Annotated in this window: 19 protein-coding genes; 15 read left to right on the forward strand and 4 right to left on the reverse strand. The window is 59.7% G+C overall.

Annotated features, from left to right (window positions below):
* From ACZRKZ_RS05975 to ACZRKZ_RS06020, 10 genes are read left to right on the forward strand one after another with little or no spacing between them, the layout of a single operon-like run.
* Entirely contained in the window at positions 1 to 546 is a 546-nt protein-coding gene (locus ACZRKZ_RS05975; RefSeq protein WP_463981029.1) for a PilN domain-containing protein, read from the forward strand.
* Complete coding sequence (locus ACZRKZ_RS05980) at positions 533 to 1,081, forward strand: pilus assembly protein PilO (RefSeq protein ID WP_463981030.1); 549 nt, start codon at positions 533 to 535, stop codon at positions 1,079 to 1,081. Before ACZRKZ_RS05975 ends, ACZRKZ_RS05980 begins: the two co-directional genes overlap by 14 nt.
* Positions 1,081 to 1,593 (forward strand): hypothetical protein, encoded by a 513-nt coding sequence (locus ACZRKZ_RS05985; RefSeq protein WP_463981031.1) that lies wholly within the window; start codon positions 1,081 to 1,083, stop codon positions 1,591 to 1,593. The genes ACZRKZ_RS05980 and ACZRKZ_RS05985 overlap by 1 nt, the downstream gene beginning before the upstream one ends.
* Positions 1,590 to 3,422, forward strand: coding sequence for a secretin N-terminal domain-containing protein (locus ACZRKZ_RS05990; protein WP_463981032.1), 1,833 nt, complete (start codon positions 1,590 to 1,592; stop codon positions 3,420 to 3,422). Before ACZRKZ_RS05985 ends, ACZRKZ_RS05990 begins: the two co-directional genes overlap by 4 nt.
* A gap of 2 nt (positions 3,423 to 3,424) precedes the next feature.
* Positions 3,425 to 3,898 carry a type II secretion system protein gene (locus tag ACZRKZ_RS05995; RefSeq protein WP_463981033.1) on the forward strand — a complete coding sequence of 158 codons (474 nt, stop codon included), beginning with the start codon at positions 3,425 to 3,427 and terminating at the stop codon, positions 3,896 to 3,898.
* A gap of 4 nt (positions 3,899 to 3,902) precedes the next feature.
* The gene (locus tag ACZRKZ_RS06000; RefSeq protein ID WP_463981034.1) at positions 3,903 to 4,277 is read left to right on the forward strand and encodes a type II secretion system protein; all 375 of its coding nucleotides are present in this window, start codon (positions 3,903 to 3,905) and stop codon (positions 4,275 to 4,277) included.
* Positions 4,252 to 4,791 (forward strand): type II secretion system protein, encoded by a 540-nt coding sequence (locus ACZRKZ_RS06005; protein WP_463981035.1) that lies wholly within the window; start codon positions 4,252 to 4,254, stop codon positions 4,789 to 4,791. The genes ACZRKZ_RS06000 and ACZRKZ_RS06005 overlap by 26 nt, the downstream gene beginning before the upstream one ends.
* On the forward strand, positions 4,788 to 5,177 hold the full coding sequence (csgE, locus tag ACZRKZ_RS06010) for a curli production assembly/transport protein CsgE (RefSeq protein ID WP_463981036.1): 390 nt from the start codon (positions 4,788 to 4,790) through the stop codon (positions 5,175 to 5,177). Before ACZRKZ_RS06005 ends, csgE begins: the two co-directional genes overlap by 4 nt.
* Positions 5,174 to 5,593 carry a curli assembly protein CsgF gene (locus tag ACZRKZ_RS06015; RefSeq protein WP_463981037.1) on the forward strand — a complete coding sequence of 140 codons (420 nt, stop codon included), beginning with the start codon at positions 5,174 to 5,176 and terminating at the stop codon, positions 5,591 to 5,593. The genes csgE and ACZRKZ_RS06015 overlap by 4 nt, the downstream gene beginning before the upstream one ends.
* Positions 5,594 to 5,624: 31 nt before the next feature.
* Positions 5,625 to 6,485 carry a CsgG/HfaB family protein gene (locus ACZRKZ_RS06020; RefSeq protein WP_463981038.1) on the forward strand — a complete coding sequence of 287 codons (861 nt, stop codon included), beginning with the start codon at positions 5,625 to 5,627 and terminating at the stop codon, positions 6,483 to 6,485.
* 54 nt (positions 6,486 to 6,539) lie between these two features.
* Here the strand turns inward: ACZRKZ_RS06020 and ACZRKZ_RS06025 are convergent, their stop codons facing one another.
* From ACZRKZ_RS06025 to ACZRKZ_RS06040, 4 genes are read right to left on the reverse strand one after another with little or no spacing between them, the layout of a single operon-like run.
* Positions 6,540 to 7,988, reverse strand: coding sequence for a curlin (locus ACZRKZ_RS06025; RefSeq protein WP_463981039.1), 1,449 nt, complete (start codon positions 7,986 to 7,988; stop codon positions 6,540 to 6,542).
* A 27-nt stretch (positions 7,989 to 8,015) separates the two neighbouring features.
* Entirely contained in the window at positions 8,016 to 8,477 is a 462-nt protein-coding gene (locus ACZRKZ_RS06030) for a curlin (protein WP_057436496.1), read from the reverse strand.
* Positions 8,478 to 8,537: 60 nt separating this feature from the next.
* On the reverse strand, positions 8,538 to 10,781 hold the full coding sequence (locus ACZRKZ_RS06035) for an Ig-like domain-containing protein (protein WP_463981040.1): 2,244 nt from the start codon (positions 10,779 to 10,781) through the stop codon (positions 8,538 to 8,540).
* Between the two features lie 35 nt (positions 10,782 to 10,816).
* The gene (locus ACZRKZ_RS06040) at positions 10,817 to 12,163 is read right to left on the reverse strand and encodes a hypothetical protein (RefSeq protein WP_463981041.1); all 1,347 of its coding nucleotides are present in this window, start codon (positions 12,161 to 12,163) and stop codon (positions 10,817 to 10,819) included.
* A gap of 248 nt (positions 12,164 to 12,411) precedes the next feature.
* Here ACZRKZ_RS06040 and ACZRKZ_RS06045 point away from each other — a divergent pair, with 248 nt between their 5' ends.
* The 5 genes from ACZRKZ_RS06045 to ACZRKZ_RS06065 all read left to right on the forward strand — a co-directional run bounded on the left by ACZRKZ_RS06045 (position 12,412) and on the right by ACZRKZ_RS06065 (position 20,875).
* Positions 12,412 to 13,860 carry a sensor histidine kinase gene (locus ACZRKZ_RS06045; RefSeq protein ID WP_463981042.1) on the forward strand — a complete coding sequence of 483 codons (1,449 nt, stop codon included), beginning with the start codon at positions 12,412 to 12,414 and terminating at the stop codon, positions 13,858 to 13,860.
* Between the two features lie 184 nt (positions 13,861 to 14,044).
* The gene (locus ACZRKZ_RS06050) at positions 14,045 to 16,852 is read left to right on the forward strand and encodes a multicopper oxidase domain-containing protein (RefSeq protein ID WP_463981043.1); all 2,808 of its coding nucleotides are present in this window, start codon (positions 14,045 to 14,047) and stop codon (positions 16,850 to 16,852) included.
* 53 nt (positions 16,853 to 16,905) lie between these two features.
* A complete protein-coding gene (locus ACZRKZ_RS06055; protein ID WP_463981455.1) occupies positions 16,906 to 17,889 on the forward strand; it encodes an SCO family protein in 984 nt (327 codons plus the stop codon).
* 102 nt (positions 17,890 to 17,991) lie between these two features.
* On the forward strand, positions 17,992 to 19,476 hold the full coding sequence (locus ACZRKZ_RS06060; protein WP_057436482.1) for a sensor histidine kinase: 1,485 nt from the start codon (positions 17,992 to 17,994) through the stop codon (positions 19,474 to 19,476).
* On the forward strand, positions 19,451 to 20,875 hold the full coding sequence (locus ACZRKZ_RS06065; protein WP_463981044.1) for a sigma-54-dependent transcriptional regulator: 1,425 nt from the start codon (positions 19,451 to 19,453) through the stop codon (positions 20,873 to 20,875). Before ACZRKZ_RS06060 ends, ACZRKZ_RS06065 begins: the two co-directional genes overlap by 26 nt.
* Positions 20,876 to 20,882 lie beyond the last annotated feature (7 nt).

Consider the following 20,882-nt stretch of genomic DNA (forward strand, 5'->3'; position numbering starts at 1 on the left):
ATGCGCGCCCTGACGCTTGACTTCCAGCCCCGCCGGCGCTCGAGCCCCTTGGGCTGGAGCCTGTTGGCCGGTGGCGTGGTGCTGACCCTGGCGTGCTTTTTCGGCCAGCAACAACTCAACCAACAATCCTCGCAACAGCAAGGCCATCTGCAGCATGCCCAGCGGGCACTCACTGGAGACAGCAACGCCAAGGTCGGGCTGACCTCGGCCGAAACCCGCGAGCAAGCGCAAAACCTGGCCGAGATGCGCAAGGTCTCCCAGCAACTGCGCCGGCCGTGGGAACGCCTGTTCACCATGCTTGAAGCCATACCCGGTGACGATGTCGCCTTGCTGACCCTGACGCCCGATGCTCGCAAGGGCCAGGTACGGATCAGCGCCGAGGCACGGAACCTGGAAACAATGCTCGAGTTTCACCAGCGTCTGGAAGCCAGCGACGAACTGTCGGACGTGTCACTGCTGAGCCACGAAATCGTCGCCAACGTGCCGGAACACCCGGTGCAATTCAACCTATCGGCTACTTGGGAGATTGGCGATGCGAATCCCTAGACTCATTGTTCACGAATACCTCCAGGGCCTTGGCATTCCTGGTCTGGCAGGAATGGCGCTGGTATCGCTGGCGCTGGTGTATGCCCTGGCCGGATTGGTACCCGACTGGCAGTCGCTGCAAACCCTCAGCCAGCAAACCCGTGAAGCGGGCGAGTACCTGGCCAAGGTTGAAGACGGCAGCGTCACACCACCGATGGTGCCGCAACGGCAACTGGATGACTTTCGCAGCAAGTTGCCGTCCCAGCCTCAGGCCACCGTGGCCATCGACAAGATCTACGCCTTGGCCGCTCTGGAGCGTATCACCCTGGCGCGGGGCGAATACTCGCTGGGCATAGACCCCAAGACCCATTTGGCCCGCTACCAGATTTTGCTGCCGGTACGCGGTAGCTACCCGCAACTGCGTCGGTTCCTGCACGCTTTGCTCGGCCAGTTGCCGGCGGTGGTGGTGGAAGACGTGGAGTTCCAGCGCAAGAAAATCGCCGACACCGACCTGACCGGACGGATCCGCATGACCCTTTACCTGTCGAGGTCATGATGAATACCAAACGCGTAGCCGGTTGGGCGGCGTTCTTCGGCGTTGCGGCGGTGCTGGTCTGGTTGCCGGAATATTTCCAGCAACCGGACGACTCTTCGGTCGCTGCGATGGCCGCCCCGGCCAACAGCAAAGCGGGCAGCACGCTCCTCGATACTTCGGGCAGCGCGACACTGGCGCAGGTCAAGGACTTGGCCCCCGCGGGCGACCTGTTCGCCGCCCGCAGCTGGAAGGCCACGCCGCAGCTTGCCAGCGTCACTGAACAACCGGTCAACCTGATCCCGGTGGTGCAACCTCCCAGCGCACCACCGATGCCTTTCCAGTTCGTCGGCAAACTCGCTGACCGTTCCGACCTGCAAGTGTTTTTGCAGAGCGGCGAAAAAATATACGTCGTGCGCAAAGGGGATGTAATCGACGACACCTGGCGGATCGAGGGCATTTCCGATGTGGAATTGAGCCTGGTCTACCTGCCTCTGCATTTGTCCCAGACCTTGTCTGTGGGGAGCACGCAATGAACAGTTCCCGTTTGCTGATTAGCTTGTGTCTGATCACCGCACTGGCCGCCTGCAACTCCAAGCAAGTCGCCAACCAGGAGGCGACGGACCTGATCGAACACGGACAGTACGAAGCCGGGCTGGCGAGAATCGAAGAAGGCCTGCGCGAAGAACCCCGGGATACCGGGCTGCACTTGCTGCTCAACAGCGGCCGCGCCAAAGCGATTACCGCATTGTTGACGGCGGGTGATACCGACCGGGCGCGCCGGGATTTCCCTTCGGCGCGCGTGGCCTACGGCCGCGTGCTGACCATTGAACCGAACAACCGCCGCGCCCAGGATGCCCTGCGCCAACTCGATTACCTGCGCAGCCAGGATGAAAAACTTGAACTGGCGCGGGGCGATCTGCGCCGTGGTGATATCTACGGCGCCGACCGCCAGGTGAAACAGATCCTCGAACTCGATCCGAAAAATGACGGCGCCCTGGAACTGCAAGGCAGCATCCGCCTGGTCCAGAGCCGCAATGTGATTGCCTATCCACAACTGCGTACCCGCATGGAACGGCCGGTGACCCTGGAGTTTCGCGATGCCAACCTGAAAACCATCTTCGAAGTGCTGTCTCAGGTAGCCGGGCTGAATTTCATCTTTGATAAAGACCTGCGCCCGGACATGAAAGCCACGATTTTCGTGCGCGATGTGCGCATCGAAGACGCCGTGGAGCTGCTGCTGCAACAGAACCAGTTGCACCAGAAAGTGGTGAACGAAAACACCGTGCTGATCTACCCGGACACACCGCAGAAGCTCAAGGATTATCAGGAACTGGTGATGCGCACCTTCTACCTGACCAGCGTCGATGCAACTACCGCACTGAACATGATCAAAACCATGCTCAAGACCCGCGACGTGTTCGTTGATGAGCGCCTCAACACCCTGACCATGCGCGACACCGAAGACGCCGTACGCATGGCCGAAAAACTTCTGCAATCGCAAGACCAGTCCGACCCCGAAGTGGTGTTGGAAGTGGAGGTGATGGAGGTCGCGACCCAGCGGATTCTCGACCTTGGCCTGCAATGGCCGAGCACCTTCGGCCTGGTTAACAGCGATGGTTCGGCGGTGACACTGCTTAATCAACTGAAGGGCATCAACTCCGGCCGGATCTCCATTTCGCCGTCGCCCCAGGCAAAGATTAACGCTCAGGACAACGACATTAACACCCTGGCCAGCCCGGTGATTCGCGTGAGCAATCGGCAACAGGCGCGCATCCACATTGGTCAGCGTGTGCCGATCATCAGTGCCACCTCGGTGCCTTCGACTCAAGGCCCGGTGATCACCGAAAGCGTCACTTATCTTGACGTTGGTTTGAAGCTGGAAGTACAGCCGACGGTGTACCTGAACAACGAGGTGGCGATCAAGATTGCGCTGGAGGTGAGTAACGCGACGCCGCTGGAACCGACCCGTCAGGGCACGATCCCGGTGCAGGTCGATACCCGCAACGCCCAAACCACGCTTCGTCTGCACGATGGCGAAACTCAGATCCTTGCTGGCCTGGTGCGCAACGACCATGGCGCCACTGGCAACAAGATTCCGGGCCTTGGCGACATTCCCGGGCTGGGCCGCTTGTTCGGCAGCAACAAGGACACGGTCGGCAAGTCGGAACTGGTGCTGTCGATCACCCCACGCATCGTGCGCAACCTGCCGTACCAGAGCCCCTCGGACATGGAGTTCCCGACCGGCACGGAAACCAGCATGCGCATCCAGGCGCCCGAGCGTGGCGTGGCAACGTCAATTCATACCGAGGGCATGACCACGCCGGTCGCGTCTGCCGCCCACGTTGTCGTTCAGAAACCGTGACCATGAAAACCTCCCAGCGTGGTTTTACCTTGATCGAAGTCGTGGTGACGCTGGCCCTGATCGGCCTGTTGGCCGGCATGGCCGCGCCCTTGACCGAAACCGTTGTGCGCCGTGGCAAGGAGCAGGACATGCGGGCGGCGCTGTACCAGGTTCGTGATGCCATAGACGCCTACAAACGTGCCTTTGACGCCGGCTATATCGAGAAGTCGCTGAACAGCAGCGGCTACCCGCCAAGCCTGCAAGTGTTGGTGGACGGCGTGCGCGATGTACGCAGTGCCAAGGGGGCCAAGTTCTACTTTTTGCGCCGGGTGCCCCATGACCCGCTGCTGCCGGTCAAGCGTAACGATGACGGTGGTTGGGGCCTGCGCGCCTACGACAGTACCGCTCAAAACCCACGGGAAGGTGAGGACGTGTTTGACGTCTACTCCAAAGCCCCGGGCAAGGGCCTCAACGGCGTTGCCTACCGCGAGTGGTGAATCTATGCGCCGGGAAAAAGGTTTTACCCTGCTGGAGTTGATGGTGGTCATGGCAATCATCGCGACCCTGATGACGATTGCCTTGCCACGCTACTTCACCAGCCTGGAGGCCTCGAAAGAGACCACTCTGCACCAAAGTCTGTCAGTGATGCGCGAAGCACTGGATCACTACTACGGTGATACCGGGCGCTATCCCGACTCCGTCGAGCAACTGGTGGAGAAGCGCTACCTGCGCAACCTTCCGATGGACCCGATTGCCGAGCGCAAAGATCTCTGGGTGCTGGTGGCGCCGCCGGACGGCGTGTCGGGCTCTGTCGCCGATATCAAAAGTGGAGCTACCGGGAGAGCGCGTGATGGCAGTCCTTATTCCGAGTGGTAAACCTTCCAGTCAAGCGGGTTTCACCTACCTGGGCGTGCTGTTGATGATTGCGTTGATGGGCATGGGGCTGACGAGCGTCGGCGAGTTGTGGTCCACCGCCTCACGGCGTGATCGCGAACGGCAGTTGTTGTGGGTCGGCACGCAATACGCCCAGGCGCTGCGTAGCTATTACCGCAGTTCTCCGGGGCTGGCGCAGTACCCCAAAGCACTGGAAGACCTGCTGCAGGATGAGCGTTTTCCAACCCCCGCACACCATCTGCGGCAGTTGTATCCGGACCCGATTGGCGGTGGAGAGTGGACGCTGATGCGCGGCTTTGACGGGCGCATCACCGGCCTCTACAGCCCGGCTACGGACCTGCCGCTCAAACAGGCTGACTTCCCGACCCAGTGGTCAGACTTCGTTGGCATGGCGAGCTACCAGGATTGGCAGTTCGTGGCCGAGAAGGCGTTTCTCGATGGTGCGTCCGGCCCGGCGCAAACCCGGTCTCCGGCCCCTAAGGCGATCACGCCATGAACAGACATTGCCTGGGGTTGCTGCTGATGTTGATGACGTCTTTCACGTCGGCCAGTGAAGAGGACGAAATGATGGGGTTCATCGTTGACGACACGATTTCCCACATCGGCCATGACTTTTATTACTCGTTCAGTGATCGCCTGCGCGCCACCAGCCCGATGGATTTCAACCTGGTGGTGCGGGAACGGCCCTCGGCCCGCTGGGGCAGCCTGGTGACCGTGGAATATCAACAACGCTTGGTTTACCGGCGCTTCCTGCCGCCCAACACCGTGGAACTCAAAGACGAGGCATACGCCGCCGCCGACTGGGTCCGGGTGCAGATTGTCCAGCGCAAGCTGGAAATTTTATTGCAGGACACCACCGACCTGGAGAAGGACGAATTATGAACAAGAAGACGTTCTCACAGCGCACCGGCGTCTGGGTTCTTGGACTGGGCAGTTGCTGCCTGGTGCATGCCACCGAGCTGGTCTACACGCCGGTCAACCCGTCGTTCGGCGGTAACCCGCTGAACGGCACCTGGCTGCTCAACAACGCCCAGTCGCAAAACGACTACGACGATCCTGACCTGAAAAGCCGCACCGCGGTGGCAGGAACCTCGGCCCTTGAACGTTTCACCAGTCAGCTGGAATCGCGGTTGCTGGGGCAATTGCTGGACAACATCTCCACGGGCAATACCGGGAGTCTGTCCACCGACAGTTTTATCGTCAACGTCATCGACGACTCCGGCGCACTGAGCATTCAAGTGACTGATCGTGCAACGGGTGAAGTTTCGGACATTCAGGTGAATGGCCTCAACCCTTGACCGGGATTCGGGCTGCCGGGGAGTGAAGAACATGAAGAATATACTGGCGCTAGGGCTGATGCTGGTGGCAATACAGGGCTGCAGTCTGCGCGACACGATGCCGGCCGAGCAGGACACTGAATCACCGACGCTCACACCACGGGCGTCGACCTACTACGACTTGCTGAACATGCCGCGACCCAAAGGCCGCTTGATGGCAGTGGTGTACGGTTTTCGCGACCAGACCGGGCAATATAAACCAACCCCGGCCAGCTCGTTTTCCACCAGCGTGACTCAAGGCGCAGCGAGTATGTTGATGGACGCGTTGCAGGTCAGTGGCTGGTTTGTGGTGCTGGAGCGCGAAGGGCTGCAGAACCTGCTGACCGAACGCAAAATCATTCGTGCTTCGCAGAAAAAACCGAATACGCCGCTGAATATCCAAGGCGAGCTGCCACCGTTGCAGGCGGCGAATTTGATGCTTGAGGGCGGGATTATCGCTTATGACACTAACGTGCGCAGCGGCGGGGAGGGTGCGCGGTACCTGGGGATCGATATCTCCCGGGAATATCGGGTGGACCAGGTGTCGGTGAACCTGCGGGCCGTGGATGTGCGCAGTGGGCAGGTATTGGCCAACGTAATGACCAGTAAGACTATCTACTCGGTCGGGCGCAGCGCCGGAGTGTTCAAGTTTATCGAGTTCAAAAAGTTGCTTGAGGCTGAAGTGGGTTATACAACCAATGAGCCAGCGCAGTTGTGTGTGTTGTCGGCGATTGAGTCTGCGGTGGGGCATTTGCTGGCCCAGGGGATTGAACGGCGTTTATGGCAGGTCGCGGGAGACAATGCTTCTCTTGTGCAGGATGAGACGCTGGGCCGGTATTTGAGTCAGAACAAGGTTGATCCGGAAACAGAATAAACAATGATAAAAAACCGCGACCCCGTAAAGGGCCGCGGTTTTTTTACGTCGCGATTATTGCTGCAGAACGGTCGCCTGGTTGGCGGTACCGAACTGTTGCACCGTCGCCATTTGTGTCATGCCACTCTGATCAACATTGGCAATGTTCCCGGTCCCGCCCTGGGTCACGTACGAGACGTTCATGCTGCCCGCTTGCTTGACGGAGATCTGGTTATCACTGCCATACATCTGCGCGGTATACGCCCGGTTCGCCGTGTCGGACTGGTCAAACTCAGTGCTGTTCCCCGAGCCGGAGGAATACCCCTGCGCGAGGTTAGTCGTGCCGCGCTGATCGGCGACGAGGATGTTGTCGCTGCCGTTCTGGTCGAAATACAGCTCGTTGTAGCTGTCGGCCTGGCTGACGGTGGTCTTGTTGCCTGTACCGGTTTGATGGGTGGTCATGATGTGGCCGATGCCATCCTGGGTGAAACTCGCCACGTTCTCGGTGCCGTTCTGGTTGACGGTCGCGCGCTGGTTGCTGCCGAACTGGCCGCCCAATTGCGGACCTTTCCAGTTGCTGGCGTAGACCTTGTTGCCATTCCCCACCGAGGTGGCGTTGAGCACGTGGCTGTCACCGCTCTGGTAGGTGAAGTGCACATTGCCCGTGCCTTGCTGATACAACGCAAGTGTTGAACCCATGGACTCGAATTGGTCGGCATAGATCGCGTTGAGGTCGCCGACTTGCAGCACCTGCGCCACGTTGTTTTCGCCGAAGCTTTGATCGACCACGGTTTCGTTGGTCTGCCCGTATTGGTTAACGGTGGCCAGGCTGGCGGTTTGCGCGTCTTGCCAGACTTCGCTGGCGTTGAAGCCGCCGAGCTGGTTAATGGTCAAGTTGCCGCCGTGGCCGTTGCGCTGGTCGCCATAGGCATAGTTGCCTTCGCCGGACTGGTTGATGCCGAGTTGGCCGCTCATGTGACTGATTTGTTCGGCGGTCGCATCGTTGGTGCTGCCGTACTGAATGATCAGCGCATTGTTGGCAATGCCAAACTGGATCTGTTCGATGTTGGCCTCGTTGTTGTCACCGAACTGGAAAGTTTTACCGGACGTGCCTTCTTGAGTGTCCTGATAGACGAACGAGAAATTGCCACTGCCTTGCTGCTGTTGAAGCACCTCGTTGGCAGCGCTGCCGATCGACTGGCTGGCATGGCTGATGTTGAAGCTGCCGACCTGTTGCTGGGTAATGGTGCTGCCATTTTCGTAGAGCTGCTCAGCGTAGCTGGCGTTGTAATCGCCGAGCTGAGTCTGGTCGATGCTGCTGGTGGCGTTGTCTTGCAGGGCGGCCGCGTCGTTGCCCTGGCCGAGTTGTTGTTGGGTGGCGGTGCTGAACGGGGCCATGCGTTGCGTTACATCGGCGATGTTGGCAGTGCCGACCTGGTTCTGCGTTGAAACGCTGTCGTCGGCCAAAGCCTGGGCACTGATGATGACCAGTATGGCGGCGGTGAGGGGCGTCAATTTAAACATGATGAAACCTCCAGGGTGTTGCAGTGCTTAGCGATATTGTTTGACCGAAACGCTCATGCCGTTTCCCGACTGGGTCACGGCGCTCGAAAGCCCCGCGCCCGCCTGATCGATGCTGGCGTCGTTGTTATTGCCGTTCTGGGTAATCTGCGCGCGGTTGTGGCTGCCGTTTTGGGTGATGGATGCGGCGTTGCCAGAACCTTGCTGGGTAATCTGTGCCATCAGGTCGCTGCCCTGTTGCAGGATGAATGCTTCCTGGTTGCTGCCCGACTGGACGATGCGCCCGAGTAACGATTGACCGGTCTGTTGCAGCAGTGCCGCGTTGGCCTGGCCGTTCTGGTCGATCAGCACGTGCTGGCCAATCGGGGACGGCAGTTCGCCGAGGTCGGCACTGGGGGCCAGGTCGTCGTTGTCCATTAAGTCGTCGGCTCGGGTGCCTGCACCGCAGCAGAGAAAAAACAGGCAGAGCAGGGCGGCGGTCGGCGTTTGCATGGCGTTGTCCTTAGGAGTTTGGCCAGCCCCACCGACCTTGGCGGTCAATGGGGCAAGGGCTCAGAGCGAGGTCACCGACACCGTGCGCACGGTTCCCTGGGACGACCGGATGGTCGCCGTCGGGTTGGCTGACGGGATCACGTTGGTGACGTTGTTTACCGTCAGCCGCCAGCGACCGGTCACCGGTACCGTGGTGGTGCCCAGGGTGACCAGTCCGGTCGGGGTGGTCACCTGGACAGTGATGGTGTTGCCGGTAGTCACCGATGAGGTCCCCGCAAAGCCCCAGTTGAAGCGGTTGTTGGAGCGGGCCTGGACCGTGGCGGTGGTTACGGTGAAGGTTTCCGTCGCAGGGCGTGGCGAGACTTGCACCGTGACGGTGGCTGGCGTCGACAGGGCGCCGAAGCTGTCCCGGGCGATGTAGGTGAAGGTCGTGGTGAAGGCCGTTGTGACGGTAGCCGGCGGGGTGTAGGTGATCACTGTGCCGTTACTGCTGACGGTACCGCGACCCGCCGCCGGTTGGGTAAGGCTGGCGACGCCGAGCGGCACGTTGCCTTCAGGATCAGTGTCGTTGGCCAACACGTTGATCGGGATCGCCACGCCCAGGGTCGCAATGCTATCGGCAACCGCCACCGGTGGCCGGTTAGGCGCCACGGTAATGGTCACTGTCGCAGCGGTGGCCGAAACCAGGCCTTTGACGTCCTGGGCCTTGTAAGTGAAGGTCGTGGTCAACGGGGTAGCGACCACGGCTGGCGGGGTGTAGACCACTGCGGTGGTGCCGTTCAAGGCGACGGTGCCTTGGCCGGCAGCCGGTTGGGTCAGTGCGCTGATGCTCAGCGGTACGTTGGCGTCCGGATCGCTGTCGTTGGCCAGCAGGTTAAGGGTGATCGGCACCCCAAAACTGGTGCTGCCTGTGTCTGCCACGGCGACCGGCGCCTGGTTCTGGCCAGTTGATGGCGCGGTGCCGACGACGACAACAAGCTCCGTGTCACTGCCGCCCGCCGCGGATTTTACCGTGACGCTGGCGGGTGGTTGGGTCAGGTCGGCCACGGTCAAGCGTTGCAAAGTGCCGGATTTCGACAGGCGTCCGTAGCCCTGGGCAACCATGTCCGGCACTGCTACTTCGTCGGTGGAGGTGGCTTCGATCAGCAAACTGTGATTGCTCCAGTTGTAGCGCGCGGTCTGGATTTTCACCAGATCCGTGAGCTTGCTCGATACCGCCGTAGGGCGCGTGGTGCCGGTCGGATTAGTGGCAGTAACCACCACCACCGAAGGCCGGGCGCCATTGACCAGATCTTGGCCAAAGAACAAGCCATTGTTGTCACCCAAAAGGCTCTTCAGGCACGGCGACACAGGTGGGCCTGCTACAAGGGCGAGGGTTTCACGCAAGCACAGGGTTGAGCTGTTAGCCGATTTGGCAAACACTTCAACCCGGGTAGTGCCTGCACCGGAGCCGGTGCGTCGGTAGGTTGCGCGGCTGATCTCCACCGGTGTTTGTGCCCGGTTGTCGAGAATTTTTCCGGACACGTTGAACAGGCTGGTCTGAATGGTCCCGGCCGGGCCCTGGATGCGGACGAAGTTAGTGTTGTTAGGGCTGCCGGTGACTTGTTCGGTGAGGTTTGGATCGCCGATGAAGGTGTCGATGCCGCCGTTGTCCGGGTTTACCTCGGTGTAAGGGCCGTTGACGCTGCGCAGGAACGGTCCGATATTGCCCGCCAGCACGCCGTTGAACACGCCAGGCACACTGATGCCGATGTCCCGGGTGATGTTGATGGCACGACGGCCAGGCGTGGTGACGTTGATGGTTTCCACCCCGTAAGGATGGGTGATGGTATAGGTCCCGGCGGTTGGCACCGAAACGCGCAGACGGATCCGCGCGAAGCTTTGCTGATCCCCATCGACCGGATTTTCGTTGGCAAATGCCGCCTCAATCCCGGCAACGTAGACCTCCAGTTCATACCCGCTGTTACCAATTTGCGGGATAGCCGTTTCGGCGTGAAACCAGAACGCTTCCGGTGGCCAGTTGTCGGGGAAGATCATCGGCAGTGTGTCGTCGTATATACCTGGCTCGACCCCAAGGATGCACATGTACGCCGGCGGCACCGTGGCCGGAGTCCGAGAGCTTACGGCCAGGGACTGGCACAGCTCCATCTTCAGTTGATTGCTGTCCTGATACCACATCGGGAATTTCCCGGTGGCAAAGGTATAGGGGCCGGGGTCGAAATCGGCGAGTTGCGCGAAAGCACTGCCGGACAGCGAGAGAGTCAGTCCCAGGGCATTGAGCGCCAGGCGTGGCCAATTGTTCATGATGCCTCCTGATGAGGATCTGGGCATGAGAGTGTTCATTGCACGATGACCACTTCTTCGGTATCGCTGCCGCCATTGGATGACGTCACGCGTACCTTGGCGGGTGGAATCGGCGAGATCCCGGTGGTCAGGGTTTTCACTGCACCGTTGCCACTGAGGGCGCCGATGGCGGTACCGCTGGCGGATGACGCTGTGAGTACTGGCGGTGAGGTTTCATCACTGGTTGAAGCCACAAGCGTCAGTTGCCCGGAGCTCAGGCTGTATTCGGCGCGCGAAACCACTACCAGGTCGGTCAGGGCCATCGGCAGAGTGATCGGCGTGCTGGCCGCAATGGCCAGGTGGTTGTCGGCCGTCACCTGTAAGGTGCTTGGCAAGGTCGGGTTGGTGGAGGACTGGGCATACCAGCTTCCGGTGGTATCGGCTTCGGTCAGGCTCAGCTCCGGGCTGCTGCTGGTCAGTGCCACGGTGGCCGGCGGTGGTGGCGCCATCACAAAAACATCTTGCTGGGCCACCGGTGCGCTGATGCCAGCGTGCCGGGAGTAGGTGCTGCGCTGGGTGATCATCGGGGTCGGCCGGACCACCGTGGACAACTTGCCGGAGATGGCAAACACCGTCGTGCGAATGTCCAGCCCGTTGGGCCCTTCGATGCGGATGAAGTTGGTGTTGAACGGGCTGCCGGTCACTGCTTCCGAGATATTCGGGTCACCGATGAATTTTTCAGCGGCACCGGTCACCGGATTGGTTTCGGTGTAGGGGCCGTTGACGCTGCGCAGGAACGGTCCGACGTCACCCTTGAGTGCACCGTCAAAGGTGTTCGGCACCCCGATACCGATGTCTCGGGTCATGTTGATCGCACGCCGTCCAGGCACATCGACGTTGAACACGTCGACGCCGTAAGGGTGGGTGATGACATAGGTGCCAGCGGTGGGCACATCGACGCGAATGCGGATGCGGGCGAAGCTGACCTGGTCACCTTCAATTGGCTCTCCGCCGGCAAATGCCGCTTCGATGGCGCTGCCATACCCCAGATCGATACCCCTGGCGGCATCGACGATGGCAGCATCGGCAGTGAACCAGAAAGCTTCATCGGGAAAGTTGGTGGGGAAGACGACTGGTTGCGCATCGTCGAAGACGCCGGGGGTCGGCAACAGGTTGCACATGTACGACGGTGCGCCCGGTGCACTGGGTACCCGTGAGCTGGTGGTTTTGGACAGACACAGGTCGAGGGTTCGGCCATGAGTGTCTTGATACCAGGCGGCGAAAGAGCCATTGGCCGGCACGTAGGGGCCGGGGTCGACGGCAAACAACGTGGCGTGTGCGACGCTTTGGGCCAGAGCGCTAACGACCAGAGCGGCCGCCGTTTTGGACAGTAAAGGGTGCATGAGTAATCCCTCTATCGGAGTGCCTGTCCCTAGATAGCGGGCCAGTTGAGGGGGGCAGCGCAACTTCCATACCAACCGGGCGTAACCGCCGGCAAAGCCCGGTGCCATGGGCGTGCAGCATTGCAAGGGAGATTGAGTGGCAACTATCGCAATGGGCCAGTGTCCCCAGCATTGGGGGAGATGGGGAAACGGGCAAAGCCGGTACAGTGGGCTATAACCCTATAGGTGAATCGCTTGGATCAATGTCCATGAATATGCACACAGACACACCCCCACCAGAGGAAGGCAACATTCGCTTAAGCGTGCTTAAGCGACCGTTCAACCTGCTGCGCTGGTTTTCACTCATCAGCATGGCAGTGATAGCCACGGTGGCGGTTGCCCTGGGTGCGGTGTCCACCCAGTTCGTGATCCGCGAGAGCGTACAGCGCGATGCATTGTTGACGTCGCAGTTCATTCAAGCGATCGCCTCGGCCGAGGTGCGCCATGTGTCGATCCCAAACGTGCGGACCATGGGCGAGTTACTCGACCCACGCCAGGACAAGAACTTTCCCGACGTTGATCCTGCGGCGCGGGCCAAAGCCCGGGGCGAATTCCTCGACCATATTGCCAACCTGCCGGACGTTATCCTGGCCAATATCTACGCCCCTGACCGCCTGGTGATCTGGTCCACCAACCCGGCACTGATGGGCACCACGATTCACACCGACGAGGACCTGGATCAGGCTTTCGATTTGAAGACCCCGGTCTCGGCCAGTTATCACGATGTTGATACCGCGCGGATGGAGCAGAAATTTGTCACGCCTCCGGATTACATCTTTCTTGAAAACTACATTCCGCTGTTTGATGCCGACGGCAAGAATGTCACGGCGATGGTCGAGATCTACAAGGCGCCCAAGGACTTGATCAGCCGTATAGCGCGCGGCCTGGCATTGATCTGGCTAGCGACCGCGCTGGGTGGCGGGTTGATTTACCTGGGTTTGTACTGGATTGTGCGGCGGGCAGCGATTCTGCTGGCGCAACAACAAAAACAACTGATCACCAACGAAACCTTAGTGGCCCTGGGCGAAATGTCTTCAGCCGTCGCTCATAGTTTGCGCAATCCGTTGGCGACTATTCGTTCCAGCGCGGAATTGGCCCTGGAGTTCGAAGGCGGCCCGGCACGCAAGAATATCAGCGACATCATCGGCCAAGTCGATCGCATGTCGACGTGGGTCAGCGAACTGCTGCAATCCTTGCGACCGCTCAACGACGATCCCGAGCCGGTGAACCTGGTGGCGGCAGTCCACGACAGCCTCATGGCGCTCGAGCAGCAAATTGCCCGGGCGGGGGTTCATGTAGTGTTCAATGCGCGGCAAACGCCGATGGTCCTGAGCCAGCAGGTGCAGTTGATTCAGATCCTCAACAGGTTGATGGCAAATGCCCTGGAGGCGATGGATAAGGGCGGCACGCTGACCGTCACCCTGGAACCGACCGATGCCCGATGCGTCTGCCTGGTGCTGAGCGACACCGGCAAAGGCATGAACGAAGAACAGCGCAATCTGGCCTTCCGGCCGTTCTTCACCACCAAGCAGGCCGGGCTTGGTGTCGGGCTGGTGCTGGTGAAGCGGATCATGGAGCGTTTTGGCGGTGCGGTGATCCTCGACAGTCGTGAAGGCGAGGGCACTTTTGTTCGCCTGTCTTTCAAATTACTCCCCTGAAAACGGGGATGATCTTTACCCGTTAGCGGGTGCCATGCCCCAGTCACTGAGCCGTTAGCGGCCTAATTATATGGGTAACTCGTTGCTTTATAACGTGCTAATGCTTTTGTGCAAGACCGTTAAAAGTCTGGCGAGGTAATTGCAGAACACCATTACCCCCTTCACTACTTCGAGGCGGCTGGTAATGGACACAAAAATGCGGCACACCTGTAAGTGGTTCGGCCTGTTGACCCCACTGGGCATCCTTCTGACGATAACACTGGGCACGACCCCGCTGCGCGCCAGCCCGATTGACGATGAGCGTCAGCCCGAGCCTTCCGACCCCTCGGCATACCTGGACGAGCCGGCTGATAAGCCGACCGCCCTGAACGCTATTCTGACCCTGCCGGATGCCAACGAAGACGCCTTCGATTTACCCGATGGCATCAAAGGCTCACGGGATAGCACCCGGGTGGAAAACCTGCTGCCGCTTAGGGCGCAGACCAGTTTCAACTACCCCACCAATGGCAAGCCGAGCCCGTTGTACGGCGCCCAACCGTTCAGTCAGCAGTTGGTGTTGTTCGAAGAGTTTGGCCCTGAAAAGCTCGACGCCACCACGCCTGCAGCACTACTGGGGTTTCCTCCGCCCACCGTTGGCCCGTTGCCCCAGCAGGACCCTACCAATGCGGCCCGCAGTGCACCACCGGGAGCAGCGCTCGACGCCTTTTTGCGGCAGACCGGGCTGACGCCATTCCCCAGCCAATTCTCCAACGTGGTAGATCGCAACCCGTGGCAGCCACAGATTGAGATGTACCTCAATCGCCATATCGGCTCCTCTGCTGAAGGTCGTCCACCTGGAAAGGGTTGGTCGCACCAGCGCTGGAACGAGTTCTACCCGCAAGTGGCCTACAAAACCGTGCAAACCGGTGCCCGGCTCAACAGCGGTTGGCGTGACGCTCGACAGATGCACGGCTATGCCCTGGGCGAGTTCGGTCCAGGTGGTCTCTATCACAACGTTGCCGGTGTGCCGGCAACGGATGGCACCGCAAAGGGCGTCGATCCGCGCTTTCACCCCAACATGCCGGTACAGAATCACAACTCGGTCTGGACGTTCGACGGCACCTTGCCGCCCAAACTGCTGATGGTGCGTTACGGTCAGCCTGTGCTGATGCGCCATTACAACGGTCTGCCGATTGATCCGTCGGCCAACATGGGGTTTGGCCTGCATACCATCAGTACCCACGAACACAACGGCCATGCGCCGGCGGAAAGCGACGGCTATGCCAACGCCTTTTTCTTTCCGGGCCAGTATTACGACTATCGCTGGCCGATCCAGTTGGCCGGTTATGACAGCATCAACACCGACGCCCATGATCCGCGCGCAGCATTCCCCTGCGCGCCGGGCGAAACCCTGTGGACCAACGACCTCAACCCCGGCCGCAAGACCTGCGACCACGGCACCATCAAGATTCGTGGCGACTGGCGCGAAACCATGAGTACCCACTGGTTCCACGACCACATGCTCGATTTCACCGCGCAGAACGTCTACAAGGGCAACGCGGCAATGATGAACTACTACAGCGCCCTGGACCGTGGCAACGAATCGGTGAACGACGGCGTCAACCTGCGTCTCCCCAGCGGTAGGGCTTTACCGTGGGGTAACCGCGATTATGACGTTAATCTGGTATTCGCTGACAAGGCGTGGGATCAGGCCGGCCAGTTGTGGTTCAACCCGTTCAACACCGACGGCTTCCTCGGTGATCAAGTACTGGTCAACTGGCAGTGGAAACCGACGCTGGATGTCCGTGCCCGCAGCTATCGGTTTCGCATCCTGAATGGGTCGGTGTCGCGTTACTTCAAGTTCGCCGTGGTCCGTGAGATCAAGGGCAGCAGTGGTGAGTTTCAGGGACCGAAAAACGCTGGCGTTTCTTATGCCCGCGTACCGTTCCACATGATTGCGAACGACGGCAACATCATGGAACACAGCGTGCCGTTCGACGGCAGCATGGACCTCGACGCAGACGGCGATAAGCAGAACCATAACGCGATCCTCCCTACACAGGGCATCGCCGAGCGCTTCGACATCCTCATCAATTTCGCCAAGAACGGCATCAAGCCTGGCGACAAGCTGTTCGTGGTCAACCTGATGGCCCATGACGATGGAAAAGGTCCGAAGGCGCCTATTGCCCTAGGCGACGTATTGTCGGAAAAATACCTGGCGGTGATCAAACAGGGTAACCAGGGACCGCAGTGGGACAAGGGCGACCCGGGTGTAGGCAAAGTCTTGCAGCTTAACGTCAAGGCCTATACGGGGCAGGACCTGGCCATGGACCCGGCAGCGTACGAGCCCGCCAAACCCGGTAAAGCCGAGGGTCTGGTGATGATTCCTCTGAAAATCCACCGTGACAACGCCGCCGACAAAGTGCTGCTGGCCAACGCCCGTCACCGCACCTTCACCTTCGGCCGTTCCGACGGCACCGATGAAGCACCGTGGACAGTCAAGACCGATGGTGGCTTTGGCTTCCATATGGACCCGCGCCGCCTGAACACCGCGACCAAATTGGCCTCAGGCCCCACCGATGCCGGCGTCAGTGGTTTCGGCACCCTGGAGGTGTGGAACATCAAGGCCGGCGGAAAGGGCTGGAGCCACCCGGTGCATGTGCACTTCGAGGAGGGAATCATCCTCAGTCGCGGGGGCAAGGCACCACCTGAATGGGAAAAGTGGGCGCGCAAAGACGTGTACCGCATTGGTTCGGAAAACGACGGTCTGGACAGCGTCGAGATGGCGATCAACTTCCGCGAATTCGCCGGGACGTACATGGAGCACTGTCACAACACCCAGCATGAAGACAATTCGATGCTGCTGCGTTGGGACATTGAGAAACCCGGGCAATTCCAGTTGATGCCCACACCCTTGCCGAGCTGGGATGGCGTGCGCTATGTCAACTCTGCGGCGCTGCCAACCTTCCGCACCGGTGATGGCTTCGGTCCGCAAGTGGGGGTCCAGAAGTGACCCGCGTAGGTGTCGGCAGGCCTTTGTATACGCCGCGCTCCCGGGCGCGGGGCATGCACGTGGTGTTGATGCTGGTCACCTGTCTGCTGGGCAGCCAGGCGCTGGTGGCTCACGAGACGAATCCGCTGGCGCCGACCGAGTCCGCCACCCCCTGGGGTGGTGATTACTTCCCCAATACCTTGCTGACCGACCAGAGCGGTCGGCAGGTACACTTTTTCGACGACCTTATCAAAGGCAAAGTGGTGGTGATCAACTTCATTTTCACCTCATGCAGTGACTCCTGCCCACTGGAAACCGCACGCCTGCGCCAGGTCCAGAAGTTGCTGGGGGACCGGGTCGGTCAGGACATTTTCTTCTACTCCATCAGCATCGATCCGCTCAGCGACACCCCCGAGGTGCTGAACGCTTATGCACAACGCTTTAAGGTGGGGCCGGGCTGGAAGTTCCTGACGGGCGAATTTGCCGACGTCACCCAACTGCGCAAAAAGCTCGGGCTATTTATCGAAGGCGTCGACAACGGCCGCAGCAAGGACCACAACCTGAGCCTGATCGTCGGCAACCAGGCCAGCGGACGCTGGATGAAAGCTTCACCGTTTGAAAACCCGTGGATTCTCGCCGACCAATTGGCTAACACCTTGCAGAACTGGAAACAGCCCAGCATTGAAGAAAGCTACGCCAATGCGCCTGAAATTCGCCCGCCGAGCAATGGTGAAGAATTGTTCCGCACCCGTTGCGCCTCGTGTCACAGCCTGGGCCCGCAAGACGGGCAAGGCATCGGCATGCGGGGTATCGGCCCAGACCTGCTCGGCGTGACTCGCCAGCGCGAACCCGCCTGGCTCAACCGCTGGATTCGCGAGCCGGACCGCATGCTTGCGGAAAAAGACCCGGTTGCTGTTGAGCTTTACCAACGGTTCGACAAGATCCCGATGCCCAACCTGCGCCTGGACGACCAAGCTGCGCGGGCCATCATCGGCTTCTTGCAGGAGGAGACTGACCGTCAGCAGCCCCTGGCAGCTCCTTTGACGCACATCAACTAACAGTGAAATAACACGATTGGCCCGTCGATCATGATCAATGCAGCCTACACTCTTCGTGACAACGGCCAGATAGGTTTGAAGCGAGCATCCAGGACAATTCCCATGCAGCTATCAGAACAAAAAGTACCTGCGCCCCCTATGGCAGCAGCAAAACGCAAGGGGTGGGGCGGTCAGTTCAATCTGCTGCGCTGGTTCTCGCTGGTCAGTTTTTTCTTCATCGCTGCCGTGGCGCTGGGCCTCGGCTACATTTCCACGCGTTTTGTGGTCAACGAAAGTATTGAACGCGATGCTTTGCTGACCGCGCAATTTGTCCAGGCAATCGGTGATGCCGAAATTCGCCACGCCGGGATCAGCCCGAACAGAACCATGGGCGAAATGCTTGATCCGCGCCAGGACCCTCTCTATCCCGATGTGGACGCGGCGGTGCGCGCTGCTGCCCGCATCGAATTCCTCGACCATGTGGAGCACTTGCCGGATATCCTCCTGGCCACGGTTTATGCCCTGGACCGCACGGTAATTTGGTCGACCAACCCACAACTGGTCGGGAAGCACATTGAGAATGACGAGGAGCTGGATGAATCCTTCGAGATGAAGGTGCCGGTGTCCTCCAGCTATCACAAGATCGACGAAGAACGCCCTGAGCAAATGCTGTTGCGGGAGCCGCAATTGCTGTTCATCGAGAACTACATTCCGATGTTTAACGCGGAGAAGAGCAAAGTGATTGCCATGGTGGAGATCTACAAGGAACCAGGGGATCTGGTGGAGCGTATCCAGCGCGGCTTCAAGGCGATCTGGATCGCAACGCTGCTCGGCGGAGCGGTGATTTACCTGGCGTTGTTCTCGATCGTCCGGCGGGCCGCTACGCTACTGCAAAGCCAGCAGAAGCAATTGATCAGCAACGAAACCTTTGTCGCTCTGGGGGAAATGTCCACGGCAGTCGCCCACAGCTTGCGCAACCCTCTGGCGACCATCCGCACCAGCGCCGAACTGGCCCAGGAGGTTGCCTGCCAGAACGCTCAAAAGAATATCGGCGACATCATCAATCAGGTCGACCGCATGTCCCGTTGGGTGCGCGAATTGCTGGTGTCGTTGCGGCCAATGAACGACGACTTTGAGTCTGTGGACCTGGTGCTGGCCATCGACGATACGTTGAGTGCCTTCGACCCCCTGATCAAACGTTCCAACGTCGAGGTACGTTTTAACCCACAGAGCGTTCCGCCGGTGGTTTGCCAGCAGGTCTTGCTCACACAAATTCTCAATAGCCTGTTCGCCAATGCGCTCGAAGCCATGCCCAAGGGCGGCGTGATGAGTGTCGACATCCATTCGCCCAGCCCAGGGCAGTTGACCATGACTCTCGGCGATACCGGAAAAGGCATGACCAAGCAGCAGCAACAGATGGTCTTCAAGCCGTTTTTCACCACCAAACAGGGCGGGCTGGGCGTTGGCCTGGCCTTGGTCAAAAGAATAATGGAACGCTTCCATGGCTCGGTCGTGCTGACCAGTCAGGAGCAGGAAGGAACCCGTGTTTGTCTGAATTTTAAAGTGGCAACGGGAGTGGAATATGGAGCACAGCATACTACTGGTTGAGGATGATGAACTCCTCGCCGCAAACATCCAGACCTACCTCGAGCGCAAAGATTTCGAGGTGACGATCTGCCACTCGGCTGAAGAAGCACTGGAGCAACTGAACACCTTCGTTCCCGACGTGGTGCTGACCGACAACTCGTTGCCAGGCATGAGCGGTCATGACCTGATCCAGAAGTTGCGCATCAGCGCGCCGCAACTGAAAGTGATCATGATGACGGGCTACGGCAACGTCGAAGACGCTGTGGTGGCGATGAAAGAAGGCGCCTTCCACTACGTCACCAAACCGGTGGCGCTGCCGGAACTCAAGCTGCTGCTGGATAAGGCATTGGCCACCGACCGCATGGAGCGCACGCTGTCGTTCTATCAGGAACGCGAAGCGCAGAAGTCCGGGGTGCAGGCGTTAATCGGTGATTCAGCGCCGATGCTCTACTTGAGAGGCACCATCGGACAATTGCTCGACGCCGAGCGCCGGATGGCAAACACCGACTTGCCGCCAGTGCTGGTGGAAGGCGAAACTGGCACTGGCAAGGAACTGGTGGCCAGGGCTCTGCACTTCGACGGCCCGCGTGCCAAGGGACCGTTCATAGAATTCAACTGTGCGTCGATTCCGTCCAACTTGGTGGAATCGGAATTGTTCGGCCACGAGAAGGGGGCTTTCACCGACGCCAAGGATCGCCGGGTTGGGCTGGTCGAAGCCGCCGACGGCGGGACGCTGTTTCTCGATGAAGTCGGTGAGATGGACCTGTTACTGCAAGCCAAACTGCTGAAACTGCTGGAGGACCGGACCATTCGTCGAGTGGGTTCGGTGAAAGAGCGCAAAGTCGATTTGCGGGTGATCAGCGCGACCAATTGCAACCTTGAGCAGATGGTCCAGCAAGGTAAGTTTCGGCGCGACCTGTTCTTCCGCCTGCGGATTATCTCGATCAACGTACCGCGTCTGCACGCCCGAGGCGCTGATGTATTACTACTGGCTCGGCATTTCCTGGCGATCCACGGCAAACGCTATGGTAAACCGCACTTGTATTTCAGCGATCAAGCCGAAGAGTTGCTGCTCAGCTACACGTGGCCAGGCAACGTGCGCGAGCTTCGCAACATGCTCGAGCAGACCGTCTTGCTGGCGCAGAGCGATGCTATTGCGCCGCACCAATTGAACGTATGCCTGAGCCTGATGGATGAGCCGATGGTCCTGCGGGACCTGCAATACATCGAACCTCGGCCCGGCAACGGGGTTGAATCGATGAACCTGCCGGAGGTCGAGCGCGACATGGTCCGCAAGATGCTCGACAAGACCGACTGGAACGTCACCAAGTCTGCGCGATTGCTGGGCTTGAGCCGCGACATGCTGCGTTACCGGATCGAAAAACTTAACCTTGCACGTCCGGAAAAGCGTCCGTGGTAAATGTATT

The sequence above is a fragment of the Pseudomonas sp. c313 genome (assembly GCF_055407145.1).